17 protein-coding genes and 1 pseudogene are annotated in these 23,709 nt (G+C 57.6%); 10 read left to right on the top strand and 8 right to left on the bottom strand.

Annotated features, from left to right (window positions below):
- Positions 1-7: 7 nt before the first annotated feature.
- The 3 genes from BX592_RS32190 to BX592_RS32180 all read left to right on the top strand — a co-directional run bounded on the left by BX592_RS32190 (position 8) and on the right by BX592_RS32180 (position 4,408).
- A complete protein-coding gene (locus BX592_RS32190; RefSeq protein ID WP_243849819.1) occupies positions 8-2,197 on the top strand; it encodes a glycosyltransferase in 2,190 nt (729 codons plus the stop codon).
- A gap of 206 nt (positions 2,198-2,403) precedes the next feature.
- Complete coding sequence (locus BX592_RS32185; protein ID WP_134197310.1) at positions 2,404-3,204, top strand: sulfotransferase family protein; 801 nt, start codon at positions 2,404-2,406, stop codon at positions 3,202-3,204.
- Between the two features lie 433 nt (positions 3,205-3,637).
- Entirely contained in the window at positions 3,638-4,408 is a 771-nt protein-coding gene (locus BX592_RS32180) for a class I SAM-dependent methyltransferase (protein ID WP_134197309.1), read from the top strand.
- 46 nt (positions 4,409-4,454) lie between these two features.
- Here BX592_RS32180 and BX592_RS32175 read toward each other — a convergent pair whose 3' ends face one another.
- From BX592_RS32175 to BX592_RS32165, 3 genes are all read right to left on the bottom strand, one after another.
- A complete protein-coding gene (locus BX592_RS32175; RefSeq protein ID WP_134197308.1) occupies positions 4,455-5,735 on the bottom strand; it encodes an acyltransferase family protein in 1,281 nt (426 codons plus the stop codon).
- 158 nt (positions 5,736-5,893) lie between these two features.
- Positions 5,894-6,961 (bottom strand): glycosyltransferase family 4 protein, encoded by a 1,068-nt coding sequence (locus BX592_RS32170; protein ID WP_341804913.1) that lies wholly within the window; start codon positions 6,959-6,961, stop codon positions 5,894-5,896.
- Positions 6,962-7,105: 144 nt separating this feature from the next.
- A complete protein-coding gene (locus BX592_RS32165) occupies positions 7,106-8,554 on the bottom strand; it encodes a mannose-1-phosphate guanylyltransferase/mannose-6-phosphate isomerase (RefSeq protein ID WP_134197306.1) in 1,449 nt (482 codons plus the stop codon).
- 380 nt (positions 8,555-8,934) lie between these two features.
- On the opposite strand from BX592_RS32165, the gene BX592_RS32160 reads away from it, so the two are divergent.
- The 4 genes from BX592_RS32160 to BX592_RS32145 all read left to right on the top strand — a co-directional run bounded on the left by BX592_RS32160 (position 8,935) and on the right by BX592_RS32145 (position 14,142).
- Positions 8,935-10,818 (top strand): polysaccharide biosynthesis protein, encoded by a 1,884-nt coding sequence (locus tag BX592_RS32160; RefSeq protein WP_134197305.1) that lies wholly within the window; start codon positions 8,935-8,937, stop codon positions 10,816-10,818.
- A gap of 125 nt (positions 10,819-10,943) precedes the next feature.
- Positions 10,944-12,128, top strand: a complete 1,185-nt coding sequence (locus BX592_RS32155) for a glycosyltransferase family 4 protein (protein WP_134197304.1) — start codon at positions 10,944-10,946, stop codon at positions 12,126-12,128.
- A gap of 51 nt (positions 12,129-12,179) precedes the next feature.
- Positions 12,180-13,133, top strand: coding sequence for an NAD-dependent epimerase/dehydratase family protein (locus BX592_RS32150; RefSeq protein ID WP_134197303.1), 954 nt, complete (start codon positions 12,180-12,182; stop codon positions 13,131-13,133).
- 1 nt (position 13,134) lies between these two features.
- Entirely contained in the window at positions 13,135-14,142 is a 1,008-nt protein-coding gene (locus BX592_RS32145) for an MraY family glycosyltransferase (protein WP_134197302.1), read from the top strand.
- On the opposite strand, the gene BX592_RS32140 is transcribed toward BX592_RS32145, so the two are convergent.
- Complete coding sequence (locus BX592_RS32140) at positions 14,139-15,242, bottom strand: MraY family glycosyltransferase (RefSeq protein ID WP_134197301.1); 1,104 nt, start codon at positions 15,240-15,242, stop codon at positions 14,139-14,141. The two genes, BX592_RS32145 and BX592_RS32140, sit on opposite strands and share 4 nt — an antisense overlap.
- A 173-nt stretch (positions 15,243-15,415) precedes the next feature.
- Between BX592_RS32140 and BX592_RS32135 the strand changes: the two genes are divergently transcribed.
- Positions 15,416-17,080: a methyl-accepting chemotaxis protein gene (locus BX592_RS32135; protein WP_134197300.1), complete on the top strand. Its 1,665-nt coding sequence runs from the start codon at positions 15,416-15,418 to the stop codon at positions 17,078-17,080.
- On the opposite strand, the gene BX592_RS32130 is transcribed toward BX592_RS32135, so the two are convergent.
- The 3 genes from BX592_RS32130 to BX592_RS32120 are packed head-to-tail and all read right to left on the bottom strand — an operon-like array spanning position 17,070 to position 20,326.
- Positions 17,070-18,983 carry a hypothetical protein gene (locus tag BX592_RS32130; protein ID WP_134197299.1) on the bottom strand — a complete coding sequence of 638 codons (1,914 nt, stop codon included), beginning with the start codon at positions 18,981-18,983 and terminating at the stop codon, positions 17,070-17,072. The genes BX592_RS32135 and BX592_RS32130 overlap by 11 nt on opposite strands.
- A 2-nt stretch (positions 18,984-18,985) precedes the next feature.
- Positions 18,986-19,375 (bottom strand): GtrA family protein, encoded by a 390-nt coding sequence (locus BX592_RS32125; protein ID WP_134197298.1) that lies wholly within the window; start codon positions 19,373-19,375, stop codon positions 18,986-18,988.
- A complete protein-coding gene (locus tag BX592_RS32120; protein WP_134197297.1) occupies positions 19,376-20,326 on the bottom strand; it encodes a glycosyltransferase in 951 nt (316 codons plus the stop codon). It lies immediately after the preceding gene.
- Positions 20,327-20,694: 368 nt separating this feature from the next.
- Here BX592_RS32120 and BX592_RS32115 point away from each other — a divergent pair, with 368 nt between their 5' ends.
- Positions 20,695-22,038: an O-antigen ligase family protein gene (locus BX592_RS32115; RefSeq protein ID WP_166676521.1), complete on the top strand. Its 1,344-nt coding sequence runs from the start codon at positions 20,695-20,697 to the stop codon at positions 22,036-22,038.
- A gap of 103 nt (positions 22,039-22,141) precedes the next feature.
- On the opposite strand, the gene BX592_RS32110 is transcribed toward BX592_RS32115, so the two are convergent.
- The gene (locus BX592_RS32110; RefSeq protein WP_134197295.1) at positions 22,142-23,242 is read right to left on the bottom strand and encodes an acyltransferase family protein; all 1,101 of its coding nucleotides are present in this window, start codon (positions 23,240-23,242) and stop codon (positions 22,142-22,144) included.
- Positions 23,243-23,576: 334 nt separating this feature from the next.
- Here BX592_RS32110 and BX592_RS34730 point away from each other — a divergent pair.
- A pseudogene (locus BX592_RS34730) lies at positions 23,577-23,709 on the top strand (IS256 family transposase); the annotation flags it as partial.

Raw genomic sequence — 23,709 nt, 5'->3', positions numbered from 1 at the left:
GCACGCTTTGGCATCTGATTCAGGTTCGATTTGCATCATCGGGCGGTGTACGTTTGGTACAGGAATTGGCGCGGCCACTTACGCCGCCTGCGAATTGTTAAGTCGCTACTATTCGATCTCCGTTTTTCCGACAGAGCGACATCTTCGAACCGAACGAAGCATTACTTTGCCAAATGGCACTCTGGTTACGGTCTGCACGGACTTATCGCGGGTAAAGGTAGTGTTTTATACCGATGTCCTATGGAACGGGGCCTACGACTTCAACTATTCCCTTGTTCCCGAGGACGCACTAAGTATCGCACACGTCGCTTACGATTCCGATGAGTTGCCTCCGCAGTGGGTCAAGATTCTCAACGAGCGTTTCGATGTTGTCCTTTTTATGAGTCGACATTTGGAAAGCGTCGCTCGGAAATCAGGCGTTGAGATAAGTGTTGGAACGCTACCTCTCGCTTTGGATATTGAAGGGTTATTAAGTCGGACTTACAGACCTCCGGCCGCGGGTAAGGTAAAGTTTTGCTCGATCGCTGCCTTTCACGCACGCAAAGGCGTTGAATCACTAGTCGAAGGTTTTATTAAGGCGTTTGGCTCGCGTACAGACGTGGAACTGACTGTCCACTCAAATCTTGCCATCGGCGAAAGCCTTGAGCGAGTGAAGGCACTGATCGGCAGTCGTGGCGTCAGTAACATCGTCATCAGTTGTGAACCTCTGAGCGACGCGGAAAAAAATGCGTTGATCGAACGTTGCGACGTCTTTGTAAATTGCTCACGGGGTGAAGGCTATTCAATCGGGCCACGCGAGGCGCTCGCGCTGGGTAAGGTGCTGGTTGTGACGAATGTCGGCGGTCACAATGATTTGCATCCGGCCGACGGAGTCTTCGTCATACCGGCGACGATTGCGATGCCGGCGCGATACCCGGAGATTGATAATCTGATCGCAGGCCGACAGTATGCTGCTGACATTGTTGATGTTGAGAAGGCGTTGACCGACGCATTTCAATATGTGTCATCTGGCCGAAGCGAGCCTACGATGCGCACACGACGAGAACTGGCAGCCGAGTTTTGCTTTACGCGGCTCGAATCGAATTACGGTGAATTGATCAATACAAACCTGAGATCGTTTCGTCCGAGAGAGCGTGGCTCACGCTTTACGCGGTTGCCTACCGGCCTGCCCGCAATTGTAGAGGACGTTGTCGGATACCGTTGTGCGTCCTTGTCGGGAGTGGATCGGACTGTCGTGCAAGCGCATGACGGTGGGTTCTTCTCCGTTTTCAACGTATTCATGAGTCACCTGGTCTGGGATCAACGGGATAAGCGGCGACATTTAGTGCTTCCCGACTGGAATGTCGATCGGATGATTGAGCGCGAGGGAACGAGCAAATTTGTTAGCTTTTGCTATGGGCGTCCCGGTGAGGGAAATGTCTGGTCGCGGCTCTTTAAGCCCCTGTACGGGCTAACCGAACTGGACATGGATGACGCAGAGCTTCTTTATCGCAAAGGAACTGCGCCACGTGTTCTTTTCAATCAGGACCGGGAGCCGCAGCTGACCTACGTTCATGCCTATAAGCTGTATAAGAGCGGGCAGTTTGCTGGAATTCGTCGGCAGTACCACAAGGCGTTCACCGACCACGTACACCTGCGTGACGAATATCGGAACGAAGTGGACGAATTCTGCGCAAGGCACTTTGCGGGCAAATTTGTAATTGCCGCGCATGTCAAACATCCGAGTCATGCATTGGAGCAACCGGATGCAAAGATTGCACATGTGCAGGCATATGTTGAGAAGGTCAGGCAGGAGTTGAGCGCCCGTGGAATCGACGAGGCCTCACCTGAGTGGGCTGTGTTTTTGGCGACCGACCAGGATCGCGTGGTCGCGCGGTTCAGAAACGAGTTTGGGGGGAAACTGGTGTGCTATACCGATGTCCGTCGAACGACGGAGGCTGAAGACGCGCGCTACGACAAGATCGAGGGTGATCGGCGGCGCGATGAAGGCTTTCAGGTTCAGCACCTGGTGGCGGCAAATCCAGATAGTTGGGATGTTCGAATGGCTTGGGAAGTCATAAGAGATGCAATGACGATGTCGCGCTGCAATGTATTACTGCACGTGGTTAGCAATGTCTCTACGGCGGTCTCATACATGAATCCCGACATCGAACTCATTTTTTGTTCAGCTGAAGAGTCCGCTGTGACGCACGGATAAAGGGCCCGTTCTTGCCTATCATTTTTGTCACACAAGTTTGGAGGGCCATTCGTATTATGTGTGATAATGGTGATAGGCGTCCCGTGTGAGTAGAATCAATCGTTGCTTTTTTCACTTTTAGGACGTTTGGAAGAAGCCGCACATTAACTTTTCAGGCCACGCTGTCGCTCAAATTTAGGGCGTCGCGGGCGGCGTGATTGCCGACCATGAATCAACAAAGTTCTCAAGATACTCCCCCTAATGACCGTTCAGAGCGGTCAACGAACCAGGTGTCGCGCATTGCCGTCGTGAGTTCACCAAGGAGCGGGAATTCCTGGATCCGGTCAACGATTGCAGGCACGCTTCGTATGCAGGAGGTGGCGGTTCACAACTATCTTGACGCACCCTCTCCTCTACCAATGAGATGTTTTCTTCAGATTCACTGGTATCGCGAGCCGAATTTCCAATTGTGGCTTCGCGAAAATCAATTCACTGTAATGACAGTCGCTAGACATCCTCTCGATGTTCTCATTTCTGCGCTGCATTACATCAGGTACGAGCCTGGAACAGCAAGGTGGTTAGAGGGGAACACGAATTTGCCAGGCGCGCTGATAGGCGTAAGTCCTTCTTCACCCGAGTTCGTTGAATATGCGCTGAGTATGGGTGCGGAAAACTTGCTCTCGATCACGTACCAATGGTGGCAGGATCCTGCGGCTTTACGTCTCAGATACGAGGATGCGGTGGCAAGCCCCGAAAGCGTGCTTGGCGCCCAGGTTGCCGCGTTAGGCGGGGATCCCCGAGAACTGAGTCCTTTCCTGGAACATCTCAGTATCGAGAAAATGCGCGCGACGCCGAACCGACATGGCTGGCAGGGGCGTCCAGGTCTGTGGCGCCGCTTGATCGTTCCGCGGGACGCCGTTCGTATATACCAAAGACATCAACGAATATTCGACGCACTTGGCTATTCGATCGGGACGTATTTCCTGACACGCAAATCGGCACAGCGAAACTGGCAACTTCTGCTGTAGAAGTAATGAGCTTCCCCTGAAGTTTCGCCTTCTAGCAGGCTGTTGAAAAAGCTCCCGCACTCGTCATCCGGGCGGGAGTGGTAAACGTTGAAACAGGGAAGCGGACAACCTTGAGAACGAAGCGATGCGCGGAGCGGACGGCTACACCGACTAGAGCGGTTCCTTCGGGACTGGATTAGGGGCTCAGCCGACCAAGGATAACGCTGCATAACTTGGACCATTGGAAGGCGAAGAGTCGACGCGGCTCGCAATGTGGCGTCGGTGGTGCTGCCGCGGCATGGATGCTACGCGGCGCTAGCTGAGCAGACTCGGAGGCAAAATCGATTCGCGTCGGCGCGGAAGGGAGCGCTACCGTTAGAGGGAATCTGTTTAGATAACTCAGTACGAGGGTGTTAGGATCGCAGGTCGTTGACAAAACGCTTTCGGGGTCCCCATGAAAACTCAGGTACGTTGTCCGGCTTGCGATTCTCTTTATACACTGCACGTGCAGGACGTTGTCGGAAGGCGGACGCGGCAGTCATATCCTCAACGTTTCTGTATGGACTGCCGAAGCTTTTTCCATCGGACTGGCTACGTCGAAGATGATAACCAGCAGCTAAGTGATTTCGAATTTCTGTTTTCGCACAGGGAGAATCATTACGCGATACTGGGTCAATTAACGCTCGAACTTCTGACTTTGGTGCCTGGTATTAAGTCTGTCTTGGAGATTGGTCATGGCACCGGTTTGTTTCTCAAGGCTTGCAATGATTTTGGACTGGAAGCGACGGGCTTCGAGGTTAATCCGCATTGTCATCGTTTTGCAGTCGAACATCTAAATGTAGATAGTCGCTTGGGTCTGTTCGACGATAACCATGAAAAAAGCTATGATCTTATTGCGGCAATTCAAGTCTTTGAGCATTTGGACAATCCGCGTGACTTATTTTCATTGATGCGTCGCCATTTGAATCGTGACGGGGCAATATATCTGAGCGTTCCGTTCGTTGAGCGATATCAGTGGCAGTTTCTTTGGGGGGCGGATAAATTAGAGGAAAAGCATGCGGCTGACGTATTCGCGGACAATGATGTTCATATTACTAGTTTCAGCATTGACGGAATGAAGCGTATGGGTCTCAGCTTGGGTGCACGCAGCGCGGAGTATTTCGTGTCCCAAGATGTCTACCACAAATCACCTGGAGCTTACCAGGGGGTTTTATTTAGATTTTGAGGGCGCGGTGGTTTTGACTTGAATTTAGGAAGCCAGCACGAAGCGATTACCGAATCCGCTTATCGAATTCATCAGCTAGATTATGTTTGACTGTATCGATCAAAAACAAGTGCGATTTCGCAGTCACGAATCGGGCGAAGTTCACGGTTTGAGCATCAATATATCGTTGAAAGTACACCGCGATTGTCAATGTGAGGGCAATGCCTGAGATTGCGGTGAATGCGGCAGCCACGTCATATGAGACGTAGGTCAAACATGCTTTAAAAATCACACCCGAAATGGTAAAGAGAATTGGAAAATGAATCAGATAAAGGCTGAAGGAGATTTTTCCTAACCAACGGGGAAAACGTAGCGCAAGGGCGCTGCGAATATCAGGTTGAATCAGCACGCCACCAAACAGAAATACGGCCGCCAGTTCAGTCCGTAACTGAAAGCTATCTTTAAGATGGAGAGCGTTCACTCGAGCTAACTGATCGAACCAATGATCAGGGGTCATGGATGAAAGAAGTATTCCGATTGCGAGCAGCACGATACCATAAAATCGTGCCATGATCCGCGGGGCAAGAAGTGCGGTATCCCGGAGAATATACGCACATATACCCAACAAAAATAAGGAATAATAGCTTAACCCAAGTACCAGAAAAGATACGGCGAATGCAAGCCAGTATATTCGCCGCGGAAGTTTACGCAAAAGAACAATTAACAGCAGTGTGAGTATCGACCCCCAGAACTCGGTGTGTATCGTCCAAAGTGGTGGATCTAATGAAACTGTGATTGGTGACAGCGCTAGCCTCGGAATCAACCCACTGATTGAAGAGAAGATTGATGTTCCTTGATAGCCAAAGAGCATTGAGCTGGCGAGCAATTCCTTCAATAGAGATGGTATCGTCATGGTGCTATGCAGAAGGCCTGCTGCCCATGCGGATTCGGTTAACGAGCCTAGCTCTACCTTTTGCAATGGAAACGCGGAGATCAATATTATTGCCAGCACAAGCGCACAAAAGATCGGGAACTGCAGCCGAAGGAAACGCTTCGTGATCTGGCGCGGAACGCTGAGCTTGCTATTCATGTACGACGGCGCGAGGACAAAGCCACTCATAAGAAAGAAAACAAAGACAGCCGTGTATCCGTCAATGAGAAAAAACAGTGGAGTACTTGTCAGGGACCGCTCCCAGGAGTGATGGGTAGCGTTCCCTATGCGAGCAAAGCAGGGGAAGAAAACGCTGCAATAGTGCAATAAGACGACTTGGATTGCCGCGAAGCCGCGCGTACCTTCGATGAACTCAAATTTCTCGGTAGTCGGTCGTTGGTCAGCGATTTTGGTCATCTGTACGAGTGTTGTGGTGCTCGGTGTCGGGGTAACGGGGTAACCAAGGTGCTCAGATTATCTACGCTGATATCGCGTCGCCGAAGTTATCACATCCCGTTTCGCGGGGAAGTGAGCGATAGGACCAAAGTGAGCGATTCTGGAGGAGCAGTGGGTTATTAAATTTTTGTGGCTAACCGACGATACAATTCGGTGTAGCCTTCCACCATCCGCTCCGCTGTAAAAAGCGTCTCAAACCGCCGCCGCGCATTCTCCCCGAAGCGCTTGGCCAATAGCGCTTCGTCCCAGAGCGTCTGCATCGCCCGTATCAATTCTTCCCGATCATCCGCCTGCACCACCAACCCCGTCTCCCCATCCACATTCACATACGATGTCCCAGTCCCAATCTCCGCCGTAATCAACGGTTTCCCAAACATTGCCCCTTCGAGCAGCGAAATCCCAAACGCTTCAGACCTCAAATGCGACGGAAACGTGAGTGCATGACATAGCGTCAGCAACGCCACCTTATCCTCATCACCAACGGGTCCGACAAAGTCGACATTTCCCAGGCGCAACCGCGCCGCCTGTGCCTTCAACTCACTCTCAACCGCTCCAGCGCCGACGATCACAACCTTGCAGTCCATCCCCCGCACAGCATCGAGTAGGATGTGCAGTCCCTTGTAATACCGCAAATTGCCGACGAACAAGAAGAACTTTTCGCCCACGCGCTCCCGCCAGTACCGCAATCGCGCTTCAGTCGCGTCAGGATACAAACTCCGATCGAGGCCGATCGGAATCACCTCGACCTTGTCTCGAAACCGCTGCAGTACGTCGCTCGTGGCCAGATAGTTGGGCGACGTTGCGACTATCGTGTTGACGTCCGCAAGGAATCGGTCACGCAACGGTTTGTAGATCTGCAGTAATGTCTTCTGTCGGACAATATCGGAGTGGTACGTAACGACCGTCGGCTTGCGTACGCGCGTCGCAAAGTGAACGATGTCGGCGAACGGCCAAGGAAAGTGATAGTGGATAAGGTCTGCGCGCTGTGCCAGATCCGCGAACTTGCGGAACGCCGCGATCGAAAATGCCGATGACGCGACCTCGAAGTCCAGCTTCGCGCGGTAATGCACGTGATCGCCGAAATCGACTGTGGACGTGTCCTTGCTGACCGTCAAAACGTCGCTCGCTACGCCGCGCTTTGCAGCGCCGGAACAGATCTGACCGATCAGTTCCTCGACGCCTCCCATTGAGTCGGGCTTATACGTCTTAAAAAAATGGAGTACGCGCATGGCCAGGATCTTCTGATTTTGTTGCCGCTCAGGCGGCGCCTGACGCGCCCCCCGCGCCCCACGTCTCGAGACAACGGTTGCAGTACGCTTTCTGGTTACGCGTCAAGCCGGCGCCCGCCCGTACACATCCTCAAAGCGAACAATATCGTCTTCGCCCAGATATTCCCCGCATTGCACTTCGATCAACACGAGGTCAACCACGCCGGGGTTGATCAAACGATGCTTATGCCCCGCCGGAATGTACGTCGATTCATTCGGCTGCAAAGAAATGAGCTGGTCGCCGTTCACGATATCCGCGCATCCGCGCACGACAATCCAATGTTCGCTGCGATGATGATGCATCTGTAACGACAACGACGCGCCCGGCTTAACGACAATGCGCTTCATCTTGAAGCGCTCGCCCTCTTCAAGCACGGTATACGTTCCCCACGGACGGTGCACCGTACGATGTAGCCGGTAGGCATCGTGATTGTCCCGCTTGAGCTTTGCAACAATCTGCTTGACGTCTTGTGCGCGATCACGCGCTGCGATCAGCAACGCATCTGCCGTATCGACAACGATCACATCGCTCACGCCCACCATGCCGATAAAGCGCTCGTCGCTTCGCACAAAGCAGTTGTCGACGTCATAAAGTTCAGCTTCACCGTGCACGCGATTGCCGCGCTCGTCCGGCGCTGTCAGCTCGCTGATCGCGAGCCAGGAGCCGATATCGCTCCAGCCAAGTTCGCAAGGCACCACGGCGACATTGTCGGAACGTTCCATCACCGCGTAATCAATCGAGATGTTCTCCGCCTTCTGGAATTGTGCGGCATCGAGTTCAATTGTCGTGCCGTCGTCGGACACGCTACGCTTGGCCTCCAGCACTGCGGCCAGCACGGGCTCTGCAACCGACGGCGCATGCATTTCGAGTTCCGTGAGAATCGTTTCCGCGGTGAAGCAGAACATGCCCGCATTCCACACGTGATGGCCGCCGGCGACGAGCTCCTGGGCGACGCTGAGTTCGGGCTTCTCCACGAAGCGGACCACTTGATGCACGTTTGGCGTCTGCGGCAACGTCTTCGAGTCGAATTCGATATACCCATAACCCGTTTCCGGGGCAGTCGGGCGTATGCCGAACGTCACGATGCGGCCTTCCTGCGCGCCTTGCGCGGCCTGCAGGACTGCTTCACGAAATGCGGCCTGATTGTCGATAAGCTGATCGGCCGGCATGACGAGCATCACCGCGTCCGGTCCATGCCGTTCACGCACGACGGCCGCCGCAACGCCGATTGCCGCCGCCGTGTTGCGCGCGACCGGTTCGAGCACATAGTCGACGCGCGCAACGTCGGATTCGACGCAGACGCATTCGTCTTTCGTCAGGAAGTAGGTGTCCCGGTTCGTGACGATTAGCAACTCTTTAATCGTCGCAACATCCGCCGCACGAACAAAGGTTTTCTGCAGAAGGCTTTGCCCATCAGCCAATTTGAGCAGCGGCTTCGGAAACGTTTCTCGCGAAACCGGCCATAGGCGCGTACCGGCGCCTCCGCAAATGATCACGGGAATGATGTTCATGAATTTATTCAGAAAATTGGCGCCAAAACGGTCAGGCAAGCGACGATTCTAGCGGATTTCGCTATTGAAGTCGCCAAAACAAGTACAACTGGTTACGCTTTTTGCAACATTTGCTGCTTGTCCTGGTCGTCAACGAAGCACACTCGCGGTATCTTTGCCACGGTCACCTTGCCTTACCTGCAAAGACGCACAGTCTGTGACACGTTTGTTTGCCCATCGGGTACAGCCATTGGCATAATGCTTGCTGTTTGTGGCTCAGTTTACTTTCCGCAACGCGACTAGCGACGTTCGCCGGCAGTCGGGTCATCAAATGCCGGGAGAGCGGCATGCGGAATCAGATTAACCATATAAATCCATAAACTCAGAAGGTACCCCGGGATATGTTTCGATTCAGGTCGTCGTGGCTATCTCTATGCGCGTTTGGCTTCGATACGTGTGCAGTCGCGCTTGCGTGGATCGCGGCGTATCTGCTTCGCTTCAACGGCGAAGTGCCGTACGACTTTCGCATGGGCGGCATGCATGCGCTGTCCGGCGTCGTCATCACCTACGCAATCATGTTCCGCATCTTCGGGCTGTATCGCGGCATGTGGGTGTTTGCGAGCTTGCCCGACCTGATACGCATATCGAAGGCGGTTGGCGTCGGTGCGTTGGTCGTCATGATCGGCGCAGTGATGCTGCAACCTTCGCCTATCATCCCGCGCTCGGTGTTGCTCGTATCGCCTTTGCTGCTCTTCCTGATCATGGGCGGTTCACGCGCGCTCTACCGCACGTCGAAGGAGTTCCGCCGCTATGGTGGACTGGTCGCCCAAGGCAAACCCGTCATCGTGCTAGGCGCCGGGCATGCCGGTGCAAGTCTCGCGCGTGAACTGTCCCGATCGGCCGAATGGCGCCTCGTCGGCTTGCTCGACGACGAGCCCGCCAAGCACGGCCGCGAAATCTATGGCTATAAGGTCTTGGGCAGCATCGGCGACTTACCGCGCATAGCCGCTGAACTGAAGACTGAATTCGCGATCATTGCAATCCCGTCTGCATCGGTGGAGGCGCAGCGCCGCGCCGCTACGCTCTGTGTGCGTGCAGGCGTCAAAGCCATGGTGTTGCCCGCGCTGACCGCCGTCTCACAAGGCCAGGGCGTCCTGTCGCGTATCCGCCAGATTGACCTCGAAGACCTGCTCGGCCGCGAACCTGTGCGCATCGACACTCCTCACGTCGAAGCGCTGTTGCGCAACCGCGTCGTGATGGTCACCGGCGCGGGCGGCTCGATCGGCTCCGAACTCTGCCGTCAGATCCTACGCTTCGACCCGGCACAACTGATTGCGTACGACATCTCCGAATTCGCAACCTATCAACTGACCGAGGAACTGCGCGATCGCTTCCCCGGCGTGCCGCTGATCCCAGTCATCGGCGACGCAAAAGATTCACTTCTGCTCGACGAAGTCATCTCACGCCACACCCCGCACATCCTCTTCCACGCAGCGGCCTACAAGCACGTGCCGCTGATGGAAGAACAGAATGCATGGCAAGCGGTCCGCAACAACGTCCTCGGCACCTACCGTGTTGCGCGGGCAGCGATCCGCCACGACGTCAAGCACTTTGTACTGATCTCCACCGACAAGGCGGTCAATCCTACCAACGTGATGGGGGCGAGCAAGCGGCTCGCCGAAATGGCTTGCCAGGCGCTTCAGCAAACCACCACGCGCACGAAGCTCGAAACAGTTCGCTTCGGCAACGTGCTGGGCAGCGCCGGCAGCGTGATCCCAAAGTTCCAGCAGCAGATCGCGAAGGGCGGCCCCGTGACCGTCACGCATCCCGAGATCACACGTTTCTTCATGACGATCCCCGAGGCCTCGCAACTGGTGTTGCAGGCATCGAGCATGGGCCGGGGAGGTGAGATCTTCGTGCTCGACATGGGCCAGCCTGTAAAAATCGTCGATCTCGCCCGCGATCTGATCCGCCTGTATGGCTTCAACGAAGAGCAGGTGCAAATCGTCTTCACTGGTTTGCGCCCCGGCGAAAAACTTTACGAAGAACTGCTAGCCGACGACGAAGCAACTGTACGCACGCCTCACCCGAAGCTGCGCATCGCTCGCGCGCGTGAAGCGTCAAACAACCTGCTCGACGAATTGCTGCCGTGGCTGATGCAAAACCGCGTGCTGCAGGATGACGAGGTGCGACGCGATCTGCGGCGTTGGGTGCCCGAATATCAACCGGTCGCGCCGCCCGCATTGCAAACGGTTCAGCCGGTGCGGCAAGCGATGCGAGGCTGATACAGGGCCCCGCGCTTTCCAGTCCCACATACTAGAAATCCAATATCGCAGCGCGGGCGCATTCCACGAATGCGCCGCCCGCCGCCCATTGGCCTGCCCCCCACATCGGCTCGACACGCTATCCAATGAAACTGCTTTACGATCTGAATTCACTGCGGCCGCCCAGAAGCGGCATTGGCTATTACACACAGCATCTACTCGAAGGTCTACTCACGCAGCCCGACGTCGAAGACATCGCAGGCTGGGTCGGCTCAACCGTCTATCAAAGAGAAAGCCTCGATACTTTGATGAACGACGAAGCCGCGCTCGGAAAAGCCGCGCAATTCAGCGAAGGCTGGACCGCATCCGCGCTACGAGCCGCGCGCTACGTACCCGGCATCTACAAGTCTCGGACCATCGTCCGTAGCATCAAGTCCGCGCAAGCGCGTAAGCACTTCGAAGAGCGCGGCTACCTGTACCACGAGACGAACTTCATCGCGTCGCGCTACAAAGGCCCGAACGTCGTCACGATTCACGACTTATCGCATCGCCGCTTTCCGGAATTCCATCCGCGTGTCGCAGTCAACTATCTCGACGATGGCTTACCGCGAACGCTTAAACAAGCGAACAAAGTCATCGCGGACAGCTACTACACAAAGCGGGATATCCACGAGATCTACGGCCTGCCCGACGAAAAAGTCGTGACGATCCACCTCGGTGTCGAACCATCGTTCCGTCCTTATTCAGAGGAAGAGTGCGCGTCCGCGCTTGCCGATCTCGGTCTGCGCTATCGGGGCTTCGTGCTGTCGGTGTGCACGCTGCAACCGCGCAAGAATCTGCGCCGTCTGGTCGAGGCGTTCGCACGGCTGCCCGCGGATTTGCGGCAGGCCTTTCCGCTCGTGCTAATCGGCGCGGACGGCTGGATGAATACCGCGCTGATGCGCGATATCGAGCCGCTCATGCAGGCTGGTCAACTGGTTGTGCCGGGTTACGTGTCGCGTGCGACACTGTTGAAGCTCTATGCGTCCGCGGTTGTCTTTGGCTATCCGTCGCTCTTCGAAGGCTTCGGGTTGCCGGTTGCGGAGGCGCTCGCGAGCGGCGTGCCGGTACTGACGTCGAACGTCACGTCGATTCCGGAAGTGGTGCAGGGCGCCGCGCTCGAAGTCGACCCGTACTCGATCGATGAGATCGCAGCCGGTCTCGAAAGGCTGCTCAACGATGAGCCGTTGCGTAACGATTTGATCGCGAAGGGTCTGCGTCGTGCGGCCGAACTCACATGGGAGTCGACCGTCGAGCAGACGGCCAATGTCTATCGTTCTGTGGTCGGGTGAGGGCGCATCACGCAAGGGTGCGCAAATGCAACGCATGCAAAGGGATCGTGAATGCGGATCGCAGTAACGGGAGCAAACGGCTTCGTCGGCCGCGCGCTCTGTACGCTGTTGTGCGACACGGGCCACGACGTAACCGCGCTGGTGCGGCATGCCGGCGCATGCGATTCGCGCGTGCGTGAAGTGGTGGTCGCCGACGACAACTTCGCGAGCCTCGCGGCCGGCGAGCCGGCGCTCGGACCATGCGATGCACTGATCCATCTCGCCGCGCGCGTGCATATGATGACCGACGACTCGACCGATCCGCTCGCCGCATACCGCGCAACCAATGTCGACGGAACGATGAACGCAGCACGCGCAGCGCACCGCGCGGGCGCACGCCGCATCGTCTTCGTCAGCAGCGTGAAGGCGCTAGGCGAAGTGGAGCCAGGCCGCCCATGGCGTGAAGATGATCCACCCGTTCCGGTCGATCCTTATGGCATTTCAAAGTTCGAAGCCGAGACCGCGCTGACTGAATTTGGCCGCGCGAATGGCGTCGAGATCGCGATCGTCAGGCCACCGCTCGTCTACGGCCCGGGCGTGCGTGCGAACTTCCTTGGCTTGATCAAAGCAGTCGAACGCGGTGTGCCGTTGCCGCTCGGTGCGGTCGATGCACGGCGCAGCATGGTCTACGTAGGCAATCTCGCCGACGCAATTCGTACGCTCGCAACGCACACGGGTCCGGTCGGCGGAGTCTTCCATGTCAGCGATCTCGACGATCTGACCGTCGCCGGCATGATCCGCGCGATCGCTGGCGAACTGCAGCGTCCGGCACGGCTGTGGCCGGTCCCTGTTGCGTGGCTGCGCGCGGCCGGAAAGGCAGCGGGCAAGGGGCCACAAGTCCAGCGTCTCACAAGCTCGCTGCGGCTCGATTGCACGCGTCTGCCGCGCGAATTGGGCTGGACGCCGCCTCGGTCCGTATCACAAGGGCTTGCGGAAACGGTCCGCGCGTTTAGAGAGTCGCGCTGACATGCATACAGCCTCCCCATTCGCATTGATCGCAATCGCCGCGTTGGCTGCGTTGCTTAGTTTCGGCATTCTCGTTGCGCTGCTTCGCACTGGTTGGGCCTGGAAGATCGCGATCGATATACCGAACCAGCGTTCTTTGCATACACGGCCGGTGCCGCGCATCGGAGGCTGGGGCGTATTGCCCGCTTCATTGCTGCTGATCGCATTCGAAGCCCCCGCATTGCGTGCGTTCGCTGCCGGCGCCGTGTTGCTGGGCGTCGTCTCGCTGATTGATGACCGACGCGGACTGCCGGCGCGCGTGCGCTTCGCCGCACATATCCTGGTGGCGGCTGCGGCAGTTGCACTTGCGTCAGTAGACATCAGTTGGTGGCTCGCGGCGGCCGCGGTCATCGCAATCGTCTGGCTCGTCAACCTGTTCAACTTTATGGACGGTTCGAACGGCCTCGCGGGAGGGATGGCCGTGTTCGGCTTTGGAACCTACGCGGTGGCTGCCGTGCCGGCGCAACCGCAACTGGCGCTTGCCGCGGCGGTGATCGCAGGTGCGGCGTTCGGGTTTCTGATACTCAACTTCAAGCCGGCGAGGATTTTTCTGGGTGATGTCGGTTCAGTCCCGCTTGGGTTCTTCTCGGGCGCGCTCGGCTTCTGGGGTTGGCAGCATGGCGCATGGCCGATATGGTTTCCCGCGCTGGCTTTCGCGCCGTTTATCGCCGATTCGACCGTCACATTGCTACGCCGTCTAGCGCGCGGAGAGAAGGTCTGGGAGGCGCACCGCGAACACTACTATCAACGGCTCGTTCGCTTGAACGGCACGCATGTGCAGGTCGCGCTGCTCTATTACTGGCTGATGCTGGTCGGATCATCGATCGCACTGATGGCGTTGAATTTGCCGGAAGTGCTTCAATGGGTGATGGTCGCAGTCTGGTATGGCGTGCTGGCGCTCGTCGGTTGGACCATCGACAGGCGCTGGCAAGGTTTTATGCGCGCGCAGCGTGACAGCGGCGGCAGCTAGGACCGCCGCCCCTTGCGCACCACCATCCACCGCGGCGACTTAAACCGCACAATACTCACATACAGCCAAACATAAGTCGCCGCAAACACGACCACAAAGCAGAACAGATGCACCGTGTGCCGCCAGAACAGCGTCGCCGGAATCACCGCAATCAGGCAAAGCAACCACAAATACGGCGACGTCAGCGAATTCCTCTGCGTCAATTCACGCGCAGTCTTCACCCCCACCGCCCAGCGCATCAACCGCTTGTACACCAGCATATGCAGATGCACGCCATCCGGAATCCCGGGCGAAATCCCGCGAATAAACTTCTTCCGGTAGATCGAAAAGCACGTCTCGAAGATCGGATACATAAACAGCAGCACCGGATACCACGCTGACACATCGCGATTACGCATTACCAGCATGATCGATAGCTCGGCAAGCATAAACCCGATGAAATACGCGCCGCCGTCGCCTAAAAAGATCAACCCCGCCGGGAAGTTCCAGATAAAGAAGCCCAGCACCGCGCCCATCATGATCAGCGACGCGGACAGCACGATCGGGTCATGTACCTGGAACGCGACGTAACCGAGCGACGCGAACATCATCATCGCGACCATCGACGCGAGCCCGTTGAACCCGTCGATGATATTGATCGCATTGGCAAGCGCGGCCACAGCAAGCACGGTAACGACAAACGAAATCGCCGCATACGTCAGCAGAAAATCAAGCGGCGGCACGCTGATCCGCGTCACCGCGATACCGAGAAGAAGGTAAGCAAGCGCGGCGGCCGCCATCGTGCAGAGCAGGCGCGTCAGTGGCGAAACACGCTTGGTCATATCCTCGACAAGCCCAGCGCCGAAAGCAGGCAGCCCGCACGCAACGAGAAACAGAATGCCCGTCGATACCGCCGGATACGCGTAGTGCAACTCCGCAGCCGATACAACCAGACCGATCAGAATCCCCAATCCGCCGACACGCGGCACCGGCCGCGCATGGAATTTCTGTGCGCCATCCAGATCCGTGTCCAGCGAGAACCGTTCATGCAGATGCGCATAGCGCACGATCAGCAGCGTGATCAGCAGGGAAACGATAAATCCGAGCGCAAAGCTAAGCATGGAAAGGGACGGGAAAGGTCGGTGGGCGCACGAAACACGCGATTATACAAATGATCTATCGCGCATCCGCGCAGCGCCTCATGGATTCTCCCTATCAGCCATCGCGGCCGTGTTGCCGTTAAGACGAGCGCGGAGATTCCAACACACATCCGCCATCATGAACCGGAGACTTCATGCTTAATCAGATAACAATCCGCGGGGGACTGACCTTCATCATCGTGCTATTCGTCGCGCTGCTGCTGACGGTAATCGGCGTCGGCTATGGTGCGCTGAAGGAGGCCAACGACGGTCTGCGCGATGCACAGCATGACTCGGTATCGCTCGCGTCGTTGAACGCGAGTTCGGAGAAGCTGCTGCAGGTGCGGCTAGCGCTTGGCAGCTACGAGACGCTCTTCAGCGTCGGCAAGGCGACTGAAGAGATGCTCAATGCCGCGCACAAGCTACTCGCCGATTCGAACAAAGACTTCCAGGCCTACGCGGACGGCCCATTCGACAGCGATGCGGAACGCGCGCTGGTTCAGGAAGCCGCGAAAGCGCGCGCGGCACTGGTTGCCGACGCGCTCGAGCCCGAGCACAAGGCGCTCGTCGATAACGACTTCAACACGTTCCGCACGATCCAGGGCGAAACAGCGGACCGCTATTACGCGCCTTATGCAAAGGCAATCGCCGCGCTACAACGCCTGCAGGCTGACAACCAGCAACGCGAATCGCAAGCGGCTGCACGTCGCTTCCAGATCTCGGGCTTCGCGTTCGGCGCGGTGGGGCTTGCGGCGATCGTGATCGGCGTACTGGCGCGCGTGGCGATGTCGATTGCCCTCGTGCGCCCGATCGAGCGGACCATCGCGCACTTCCGCAGTATCGCGGCCGGTGATCTGACGGTCGGCGTCGTCAGCCGGTCGCGCAACGAAATGGGCCAATTGTTGGCCGCGCTCGCGCAGATGCGTGACGGGCTCGCGAACACGGTCGCCGGTGTCCGAAGCAGCAGCAATGCAATCGCACACGGCGTCACCGAAATCGCGGCAGGCAATCTCGATCTGTCGAACCGCACCGGACAGCAGGCTGCCGCGCTCGAACGCACTGCGGCGAGTATCGAGCAAATGTCGTCGACGGTCAGGCAGAACGCGGACAACGCGAAAGAAGCGAACCGGCTCGCGCAAGGTGCGCTGGAGACCGTAAGCCATGGCGCGGAGGTCGTGAATCGCGTGATCGACACGATGAACGACATCACCGGTTCGTCGCGCAGGGTGACGGAAATCACTGGCGTGATCGAAGGCATCGCGTTTCAGACAAACATCCTGGCGCTGAATGCGGCCGTCGAAGCGGCGCGCGCGGGCGAAGAAGGGCGCGGTTTCTCGGTGGTCGCCGCTGAGGTTCGTACGCTCGCGCAACGTTCAGCGACCGCGGCGAAGGAGATCAAGGAACTGCTCGGTGAGTCGGCGGCGCAGGTTGAACTGGGTGCGTCGCTGGTCACGCAGGCGGGCGGCACGATGTCGGACGCGCGGCAGGCCGTCGAGCGCATGACCGGCATCATGGGCGACATCGAGTCCGCCGCCGGCGCGCAACGCGCGCGCATCGAGCAGGTGAATCACGAAATCGCGCAGATCGATCAGGTGACGCAGAATAATGCGACGCTGGTGGAGGAGGCAGCTGCGGCGGCACGGTCGCTTGAGGAGCAGACGGATGCGTTGCGGGAGGCGGTGGCGGTGTTCAGGTTGGATGCGGGCGCGGCGGACATCGGCCAGTTCAAACCGCATGACGCGTCGCCGCGCTCAGGCGCTCGGACGCTCGCGGGAGACGCTCTCGCGCCGGCTGTGCATCCGGCGCTTGCTAACGTTTGAAGTTCGTGTTGAGCGGGCAAAGCTGGTAGATTTCCCGCTCGCTCCCGATGTAGGTAGCGTAACGCTCGCAGGTTAGCGATTGTAGCGACATTCCGTGGTTCTTCAGAACATCGTCGATCCGCGTTGCTTCTGCGATGTTTTGCGGCGTCATGTCGCGCTTGTCGTCGGCGCGTAGTCCGAGGTGACAGCTGCCGTCGGCATTGTCCTCGACCGTCGCGTGCAAATGCAGTCGCTCGATCACTCGGTGCACCGTTGAGCAACTGCTCTTCGAATTTAGTAAGCCGAATTGCCTCAATATCGCATCTGACTTTGCGACATTCCTCGCGCGCCAGTTCTCATGACCCTCAACGAGAACAAACGCGGGGCCGCCGCGCCGTTCGATCAACGATTTGACTTTTTCGTCGTAAAGCGGAGTGGTCGGGAAATTGCTGTCGATCTTCGCGAAAGCGACGTTTGGTGGATAAAACGTCGCAAGCCAACCCGAACCGGATGCACCGCCGACAATCAAAATCGTCGTTCGCTCCGGCTCGTTGAGTGTCGGCGTTTCCGCGCGGAATGCGCGCCATGCCCATCGTTCGTGGCCGAAAGTCGGCGCGCCGCCGAGCACGACCACCAGTGAGGCGACGGCAAGCGCAACGCCTGCGATGCGCTTGCCTGTCAGCGCAACGGTCTTGGCCGCGCGCTCGTGAGCTGCATTCGGCAGCAGATCGTCGAGGACGATGTACAGCGCGAGCGGCGTGAGCATCTCCATCGGCACCGTGTACCGATAGATGCAGAACATCTTGAGCCAGACCACGTAACCGACGCAGATATAGACGAGTACGAATGCTCGCTTCGCGTCGATGCGGGTGGCAGCTTGACCGGTCTTGCGGCCGCGCTGCGCGCGCCGCAGTACAACTGGCAACCAGACAATCAGGCTCGCGTACAGCAGCGCCCAAATGATCTGGTGGACGGGGAGCTCGGTCACCCTTTTCGAATTCAGCGAAAAGACGAACGGCCACAACAGAGTTTCGATCCAACTGGTCGGAAACCAGCGCATGTCGGCGACTGCCATCGGACGGACCAGTTCGTTCGGGAATACGTTGCTGAACTGCGGAAATACCGGGTTGTGAAACACTTCCCACATCTTCGCGAACCAGTAACCGCCGGTTGCGGCGATTCCCGCCAGCACGCCAAGCCCAACGAAGAAGCTCGCCCGCAACCGCGCGATGAAGCGGCCCGGCAGAGTGAAGCACGCTGCGCAGATTGCAATCGGATAGACCGCATTAGTGAGCTTGAGACCCGCTGCGCAGCCGGCGAGCAGGCCCGCCGCGAACGCATATGCGAATCCGCGGGCGGACAGCACCCGCAACTGCTGCCAGCGATTCAAAATCAACGCGACGGCTGCGAGCACGAATAGTGCTGTCGTGTCATCGCCCATCGAATTGCCAATGCCGACGAGAAAATTCGCGGTCAGGCAGCCGGCGACGGCGAGCAACAGCGGCGTTCGGTAGCGCTCGTTCGGTGACAGGCCGGTCAATGTCTGGCGCGCGATCTCTAGCACGAGCACGAAGCTGATTCCGTGCAGCACGCCGAGCGCGAAGCCGACGAGCGGTGCTGGCAAATGCGCATAAAGCAGCGACGGAAAGACGTCGAGAACCGGATTGAAGTACGTTTGCATGCCGCCAGGCGCGATATCGAGCCCAAGTTTGCCGTGCAGCAACGCAAACGCGTTGTACAGGTGATAGTTCAGCTGGTCCCAGTTTCGGTCCTGCCCGAGCCATAGCGAGTAAAGGCCGAATAGCAGCGGACCCGCGATGCGCGCTCGCCGCCATGCATCGGCGGTATTCAGATCGACTGCGCGCACATGGGCGAGCCAACCAGCGGCGCGATGCAACAACTTTGGCTTCGAGGCAATGGCCATGATCAGCGAGACGGTTTATAGACCCAATGACGGGCCACGAGGAAGTTAAATGAAAGCCCGGCGACGGACCCTGCGCCGACCGCGACGAGCGGCAGCAACGCATGCTTCGGCAATACTGCGATCACGGCGCAGTACGCCGCATAGTTGACGACTCCGCCGCCACACATTGCAAGCAGATAGCGGCCGCCTTCGCGCAACGGCGAGTCGTTATCCGAGGGAGTAAATGTAAATCGGCGATTGAGCTGCCACGTAGTCCAGACCGCCGCGAGAAATGACAGCACGCGGCCGATGTAATAGCCGGCCCCGAAATGAAGTGCCACATAAAGCACCGACGCGTCGACGACAAATCCCGCGGTGCCGACGATGACAAAGCGCAAAAGCTGTCTATTCATTCAATCTTGCCGGATGGCGTTTGATGGAGCCAGCACGCTCAGGTACGCAAAGTGCTTCGCTTCGGCACGACCCCGCGTGACGGTGTCGAGCACTAGCCCGCAGACCAGCAGTAGCGCGCCGAACAGCATCAGCGCCGCGCACAGTAGCGCGGTGGGCAGACGCGGCACCAGGCCCGTTTCGACATAGGTTGCAAATATCGGCAGCGCGAGCACCACCGATGCAAGCGCGCATACCGCGAAGCCAATCGAAAAGAAGAGTAGCGGTTTTTCGACCTTGAACAGGCGCAGGATGGTCAGAAGGATCCGTAAGCCATCGCGATACGTGTTGAGCTTGCTCGCCGAACCCTCGGGCCTTGATCGATAATTCGTGCCGATCTCGGCCACCGGCATGCGCAACTCGAGCGCGTGCACGGTCAGTTCCGTTTCAATTTCGAAGCCCGACGAGTGCGCCGGGAAAGACTTGACGAAGCGCTGCGAGAAAATCCGATAGCCGGACAGCATGTCCGAGAACGAATTGCCGAAGATGCGCGAGGCAAACTGCGTGAGCATTACGTTGCCGAAGCGATGCCCGCGCCGGTACGCTTGTTCTTGATTCGAGATGCGGGCGCCGACGACCATATCCAGGTCTTCATCGATCAGACGCGCAATGAACCCGGGCGCGTCAGTCGCATCATAGGTGCCGTCGCCGTCGACGAGCACATAGATGTCGGCGTCAACATCCGCGAACATCCGCCGCACGACGTTGCCCTTGCCTTGGTACGCTACACGTCGCACGGTTGCACCGGCCTGTTGTGCACGAGCGAAAGTATCGTCCGAAGAGTTGTTGTCGAAAACGTAAATGCGCGCGTCGGGCAACTGGATGGCGAATTCGCTCACGACGGCATTAATCGTCGCTTCTTCGTTGTAGCAGGGGATAAGAACGGCGACGCGGGCCGCGGAAATAGTTGTCATTGTGCTGATCGGTCGCGAAACAGCGGTTCACCGCTTGCCTAGGCTTTCAATTGAGGCGCTCGAGTCGAAGCAGACACAACACCTCCGAGCGCAACCATCTATGTTTCCCGGCAATCGTGGAAATCGGTTTCAAAAGGCCGACATTTTCTCACGAATTGTATCTGCACAGTCGTTGCATGGTGCCCTAAATTTCAGGTGTGGAACGAATTACCGCACTACATGCGAGAGACTTGAGCGTCACGTAATATCTGTTCTTATGCATAAAGCATAAGGAAGAAAATATCGTGAATCTAAGGCTCGAATCCTGGGTCGGGGAAATGCTATCCGCCGTTTGTGCCGTTCTGCTTTTCGTGACGATGTTCGATCACATGACGGCGATCAAATTCGTCGGCATCAGCCTGATTGGTGCGATCATCCTTTACCTCGTCGTTCAGTCGCTCGTTTCAGCTCCGCAAGAACTTCGATTCCCGCTATCCGTGCCGCTTGGCCTATGGGCGGGGTGGGCGCTGCTATCCGCGTTCTGGAGCGTCGACCCGCACGTGACGTTACACGCGTGGCTCGACGAGATTGCCTACCCGTTGTTGTGTTACTACGCGTTCTGGCTGCTAGGGCGCGAAGCGGTCCATCAGCGCCGGATGCAGGCCGCATCATGGCTCGCATGCGGCGCGCTCGCAGTCGTGAGCGTCATCGATTTTCATTTGCTTGACCCGTCCGCACCCAAGCCGGGCCTGCTGCACTTCTACGCACGCGTCGGCCATACGAGTACGGTCGCGCTGATGGCCATCTCCGTGTTCGCGGCGATGGCGGCAATACGCGCAACCCGGACGCTCGGCATCGTCGGCATTGTGTTTTGCGTGGTGATCGGCGCGGCGACGCTCAACCGGTTTTTCTGGGCCGCGCTGGCAGTCGTCGCCGTGATCTTGCTCTGGCCGCGCCCCGGCACCAGACAAGAGCGGCGGCGCGGCTACGTTGTGCTCGCCACGCTGCTGGTCGCTGTCGCGTGCGCGACCGTGTTCAGCAATCGTGTCCGGCTGATGACGTTCGTGCCAAATTCCGCTGCCGCGTCAGCCAACACCATGCTGGCTAAAGGAGAAGGGCAGTCCGCGACGGACAGCACCGCGCGGTCGGCGGAAGCGAATCTCGCGACAGGCTCAGCGCCGTCCACCGGTCTTTTCGAGCGCCTGCGCCACCTGACCCGTTTCGACGTCATGACGTCCACTGACGCCCGCCCGAAGATCTGGGCGTTCTACATCGGGCAGGTGCATTACCATCCGTGGCTTGGCGTCGGCTTCGGCAAGCCGCTGCCTTCGATCGCATATGGCAAGCGAATCCCCGCGTCGCTGCTCAAACTCGACGAAAACGCGGAGACGCATGCGCACAACCTGCTTCTGAACACGCTTCTGCAAACGGGCGTGATTGGCCTCGCGCTACAACTCGCGCTGTTCGCCAGCATCGCCTGGCGCTTCCTCGCGCAACCCGCAACACGCCCGTTCGTTTGCCGGGCCGGCCTCGCACTGCTACTCGGCATGTTGGCCAAAAACATGACCGACGATTTCATGTGGCAATCGACCGCGCTGATGTTCTGGGCATGCTGCGGCTGGCTGCTCGGGCAATGCGAGGCGCTGCCCACTGGGGCGCTCGTCGATGACAGAACCCGTGCTGCGGACTTCGGTTTGGGCGTTACTGCGGGCGCGCACAGTGTCCCTGATTAAAAACAGCCTTCCGCACGTTTCGTTACCCGCATCTCCACCGAATGCGCCGCGCGGGCACGACTTCGCGCGGGATATCGCTGCGGATGGCGCACACGAGCAATACTCAGGTCGCAGACAGAGGACGTGCACCTGATAAAGAGAGCAACTTTCCGAGGCTCGTAGAGGGCCGCTCTATCAGCCGATGAACAGCGTATGCGATCGACACGGCAGTCGTGAGCGTGATGCAAAGCGCGGTTATCGTCGAAAACCCAAGCGACATGAGCAAGCGAAGCAAGACATAACCGAGTATCGGATGCACAGCGTAAAGTGGATAACTGATGCGGGCGAAAAAATCAACGATTCGAATGGGTCGGAACTTGTCCCGAACGATATACGCCAAGGCAAAGACGGCGATGTTCAGCAAGTAGATATCAAGCGGCGCCGGCATGGGCGCGTTGCGGAAATTCGAAACGAATGCGATGCTATGAAACGCCAAAACAAGCGCCATGATCGAAGCGAACGCTTGCCTGTTTGTAAGCGCGCCTCGCATGTGCAGACCGAAAACCGTACCAATCAGCATGTACGGGACGAACGCAAGATCACGAATCAGTAATGCGCCGGCGGGGCCGCGTGGTTCAAAAACCGTCAAAACTACGATTAGCGCTGAAACAGCGAGAAAAGCGGCTACCCGGCGATGCATACCGAGCGCCGCAAGCGCCGCCATCACAATGTAAAACTTCAGCTCGATCGCGAGCGTCCAGTTTACAAGGTCGAAACTCTCAACGCCTTTCAGATTATTTATGAGAAGCGCATTAAGCAGAATGGTCCGCGGCGTGACGGTGAAAGGGACATCCCAGTAGCGTGATGACAGCCATGAAGCGCAGAGGCCGATGGCAAGGCATGCGATATAGGTGGGGTAGATTCTGAACGCTCGGGCCAGCAGAAAACGCCCTGCGGTCATTTTTTCAAGCGAGAAAGAGATAACGAATCCGCTGATAAGAAAGAACAGAGAAACCCCGAATGGTCCGAAATTGAACGTGCTCACCAGCGTTAAAGCCGGCGAGTTCGGACCATTAAGAATCGGGGCCATGATATGGGCTGCGATCAGGTCGCGCCATGCCCAATAGCCCCCGAAAAGATGCACAAACACGACTGATAACGCGGCGACACAGCGCAGCTGATCCGCGAATATTATTTTTTTCATGCCCAGCTTTTGATTCAACATGGAGACCGCGCATTCTATCTCTAATTGTCTGATGATGTCGGCGCGCTCTGCATAAAGCTAGACGCGGCAAAGTGAAAGCGAAGATCGTTAACGGAGAGTCAAGCCTTTACCGCTGGTCGCCGATAGCAAGAACATCAAATTAAAACCGGCCTCGCATGACGAGTGCGCACGCACTGGGGGGGGCGAGCCTGAGTTAAACGACGGCAAAGGCTGGCCTTGTTGGCGGTTGCGCAAGGCCGTGTGTGGAGAGCAGAGATGGAAAGCGCAGCAGTTGCGGAGCCTGTCAGATTTTTAGTGTGTCGAGGTCATGAGACGATAACGGAAATAACGTCCTATGACCGAAACGACAGTGACAAAGAAGAGCAAGAACCAGAAAGCGCCGAAGCTGTTCCCCGATGAACTGATCGACCAGTTGCTGGCGCAGGTACAGAACAAGGATGCCGAGTCGATTCTGGGCGAATCGGGCC

Source organism: Paraburkholderia rhizosphaerae (assembly GCF_004366595.1).
GTDB lineage: Bacteria > Pseudomonadota > Gammaproteobacteria > Burkholderiales > Burkholderiaceae > Paraburkholderia > Paraburkholderia rhizosphaerae.
Note: the sequence above shows the minus strand (reverse complement) of the source record. Positions and strands in the feature narration are given on the sequence as shown.

Excerpts from the sequence above, each read along its gene's own strand:
- BX592_RS32115 (WP_166676521.1), top strand. The coding sequence starts at position 20,695 with ATGACGGCGATCAAATTCGTCGGCATCAGCCTGATTGGTGCGATCATC.
- BX592_RS32140 (WP_134197301.1), bottom strand. The coding sequence starts at position 15,242 with ATGCTTAGCTTTGCGCTCGGATTTATCGTTTCCCTGCTGATCACGCTG.
- BX592_RS32175 (WP_134197308.1), bottom strand. The coding sequence starts at position 5,735 with ATGACCAAAATCGCTGACCAACGACCGACTACCGAGAAATTTGAGTTC.
- BX592_RS32110 (WP_134197295.1), bottom strand. The coding sequence starts at position 23,242 with ATGTTGAATCAAAAGCTGGGCATGAAAAAAATAATATTCGCGGATCAG.
- BX592_RS32120 (WP_134197297.1), bottom strand. The coding sequence starts at position 20,326 with ATGACAACTATTTCCGCGGCCCGCGTCGCCGTTCTTATCCCCTGCTAC.
- BX592_RS32155 (WP_134197304.1), top strand. The coding sequence starts at position 10,944 with ATGAAACTGCTTTACGATCTGAATTCACTGCGGCCGCCCAGAAGCGGC.
- BX592_RS32160 (WP_134197305.1), top strand. The coding sequence starts at position 8,935 with ATGTTTCGATTCAGGTCGTCGTGGCTATCTCTATGCGCGTTTGGCTTC.
- BX592_RS32150 (WP_134197303.1), top strand. The coding sequence starts at position 12,180 with ATGCGGATCGCAGTAACGGGAGCAAACGGCTTCGTCGGCCGCGCGCTC.
- BX592_RS32165 (WP_134197306.1), bottom strand. The coding sequence starts at position 8,554 with ATGAACATCATTCCCGTGATCATTTGCGGAGGCGCCGGTACGCGCCTA.
- BX592_RS32145 (WP_134197302.1), top strand. The coding sequence starts at position 13,135 with ATGCATACAGCCTCCCCATTCGCATTGATCGCAATCGCCGCGTTGGCT.
- BX592_RS32170 (WP_341804913.1), bottom strand. The coding sequence starts at position 6,961 with ATGGGAGGCGTCGAGGAACTGATCGGTCAGATCTGTTCCGGCGCTGCA.
- BX592_RS32185 (WP_134197310.1), top strand. The coding sequence starts at position 2,404 with ATGAATCAACAAAGTTCTCAAGATACTCCCCCTAATGACCGTTCAGAG.
- BX592_RS32125 (WP_134197298.1), bottom strand. The coding sequence starts at position 19,375 with ATGAATAGACAGCTTTTGCGCTTTGTCATCGTCGGCACCGCGGGATTT.
- BX592_RS32180 (WP_134197309.1), top strand. The coding sequence starts at position 3,638 with ATGAAAACTCAGGTACGTTGTCCGGCTTGCGATTCTCTTTATACACTG.
- BX592_RS32130 (WP_134197299.1), bottom strand. The coding sequence starts at position 18,983 with ATGGCCATTGCCTCGAAGCCAAAGTTGTTGCATCGCGCCGCTGGTTGG.
- BX592_RS32135 (WP_134197300.1), top strand. The coding sequence starts at position 15,416 with ATGCTTAATCAGATAACAATCCGCGGGGGACTGACCTTCATCATCGTG.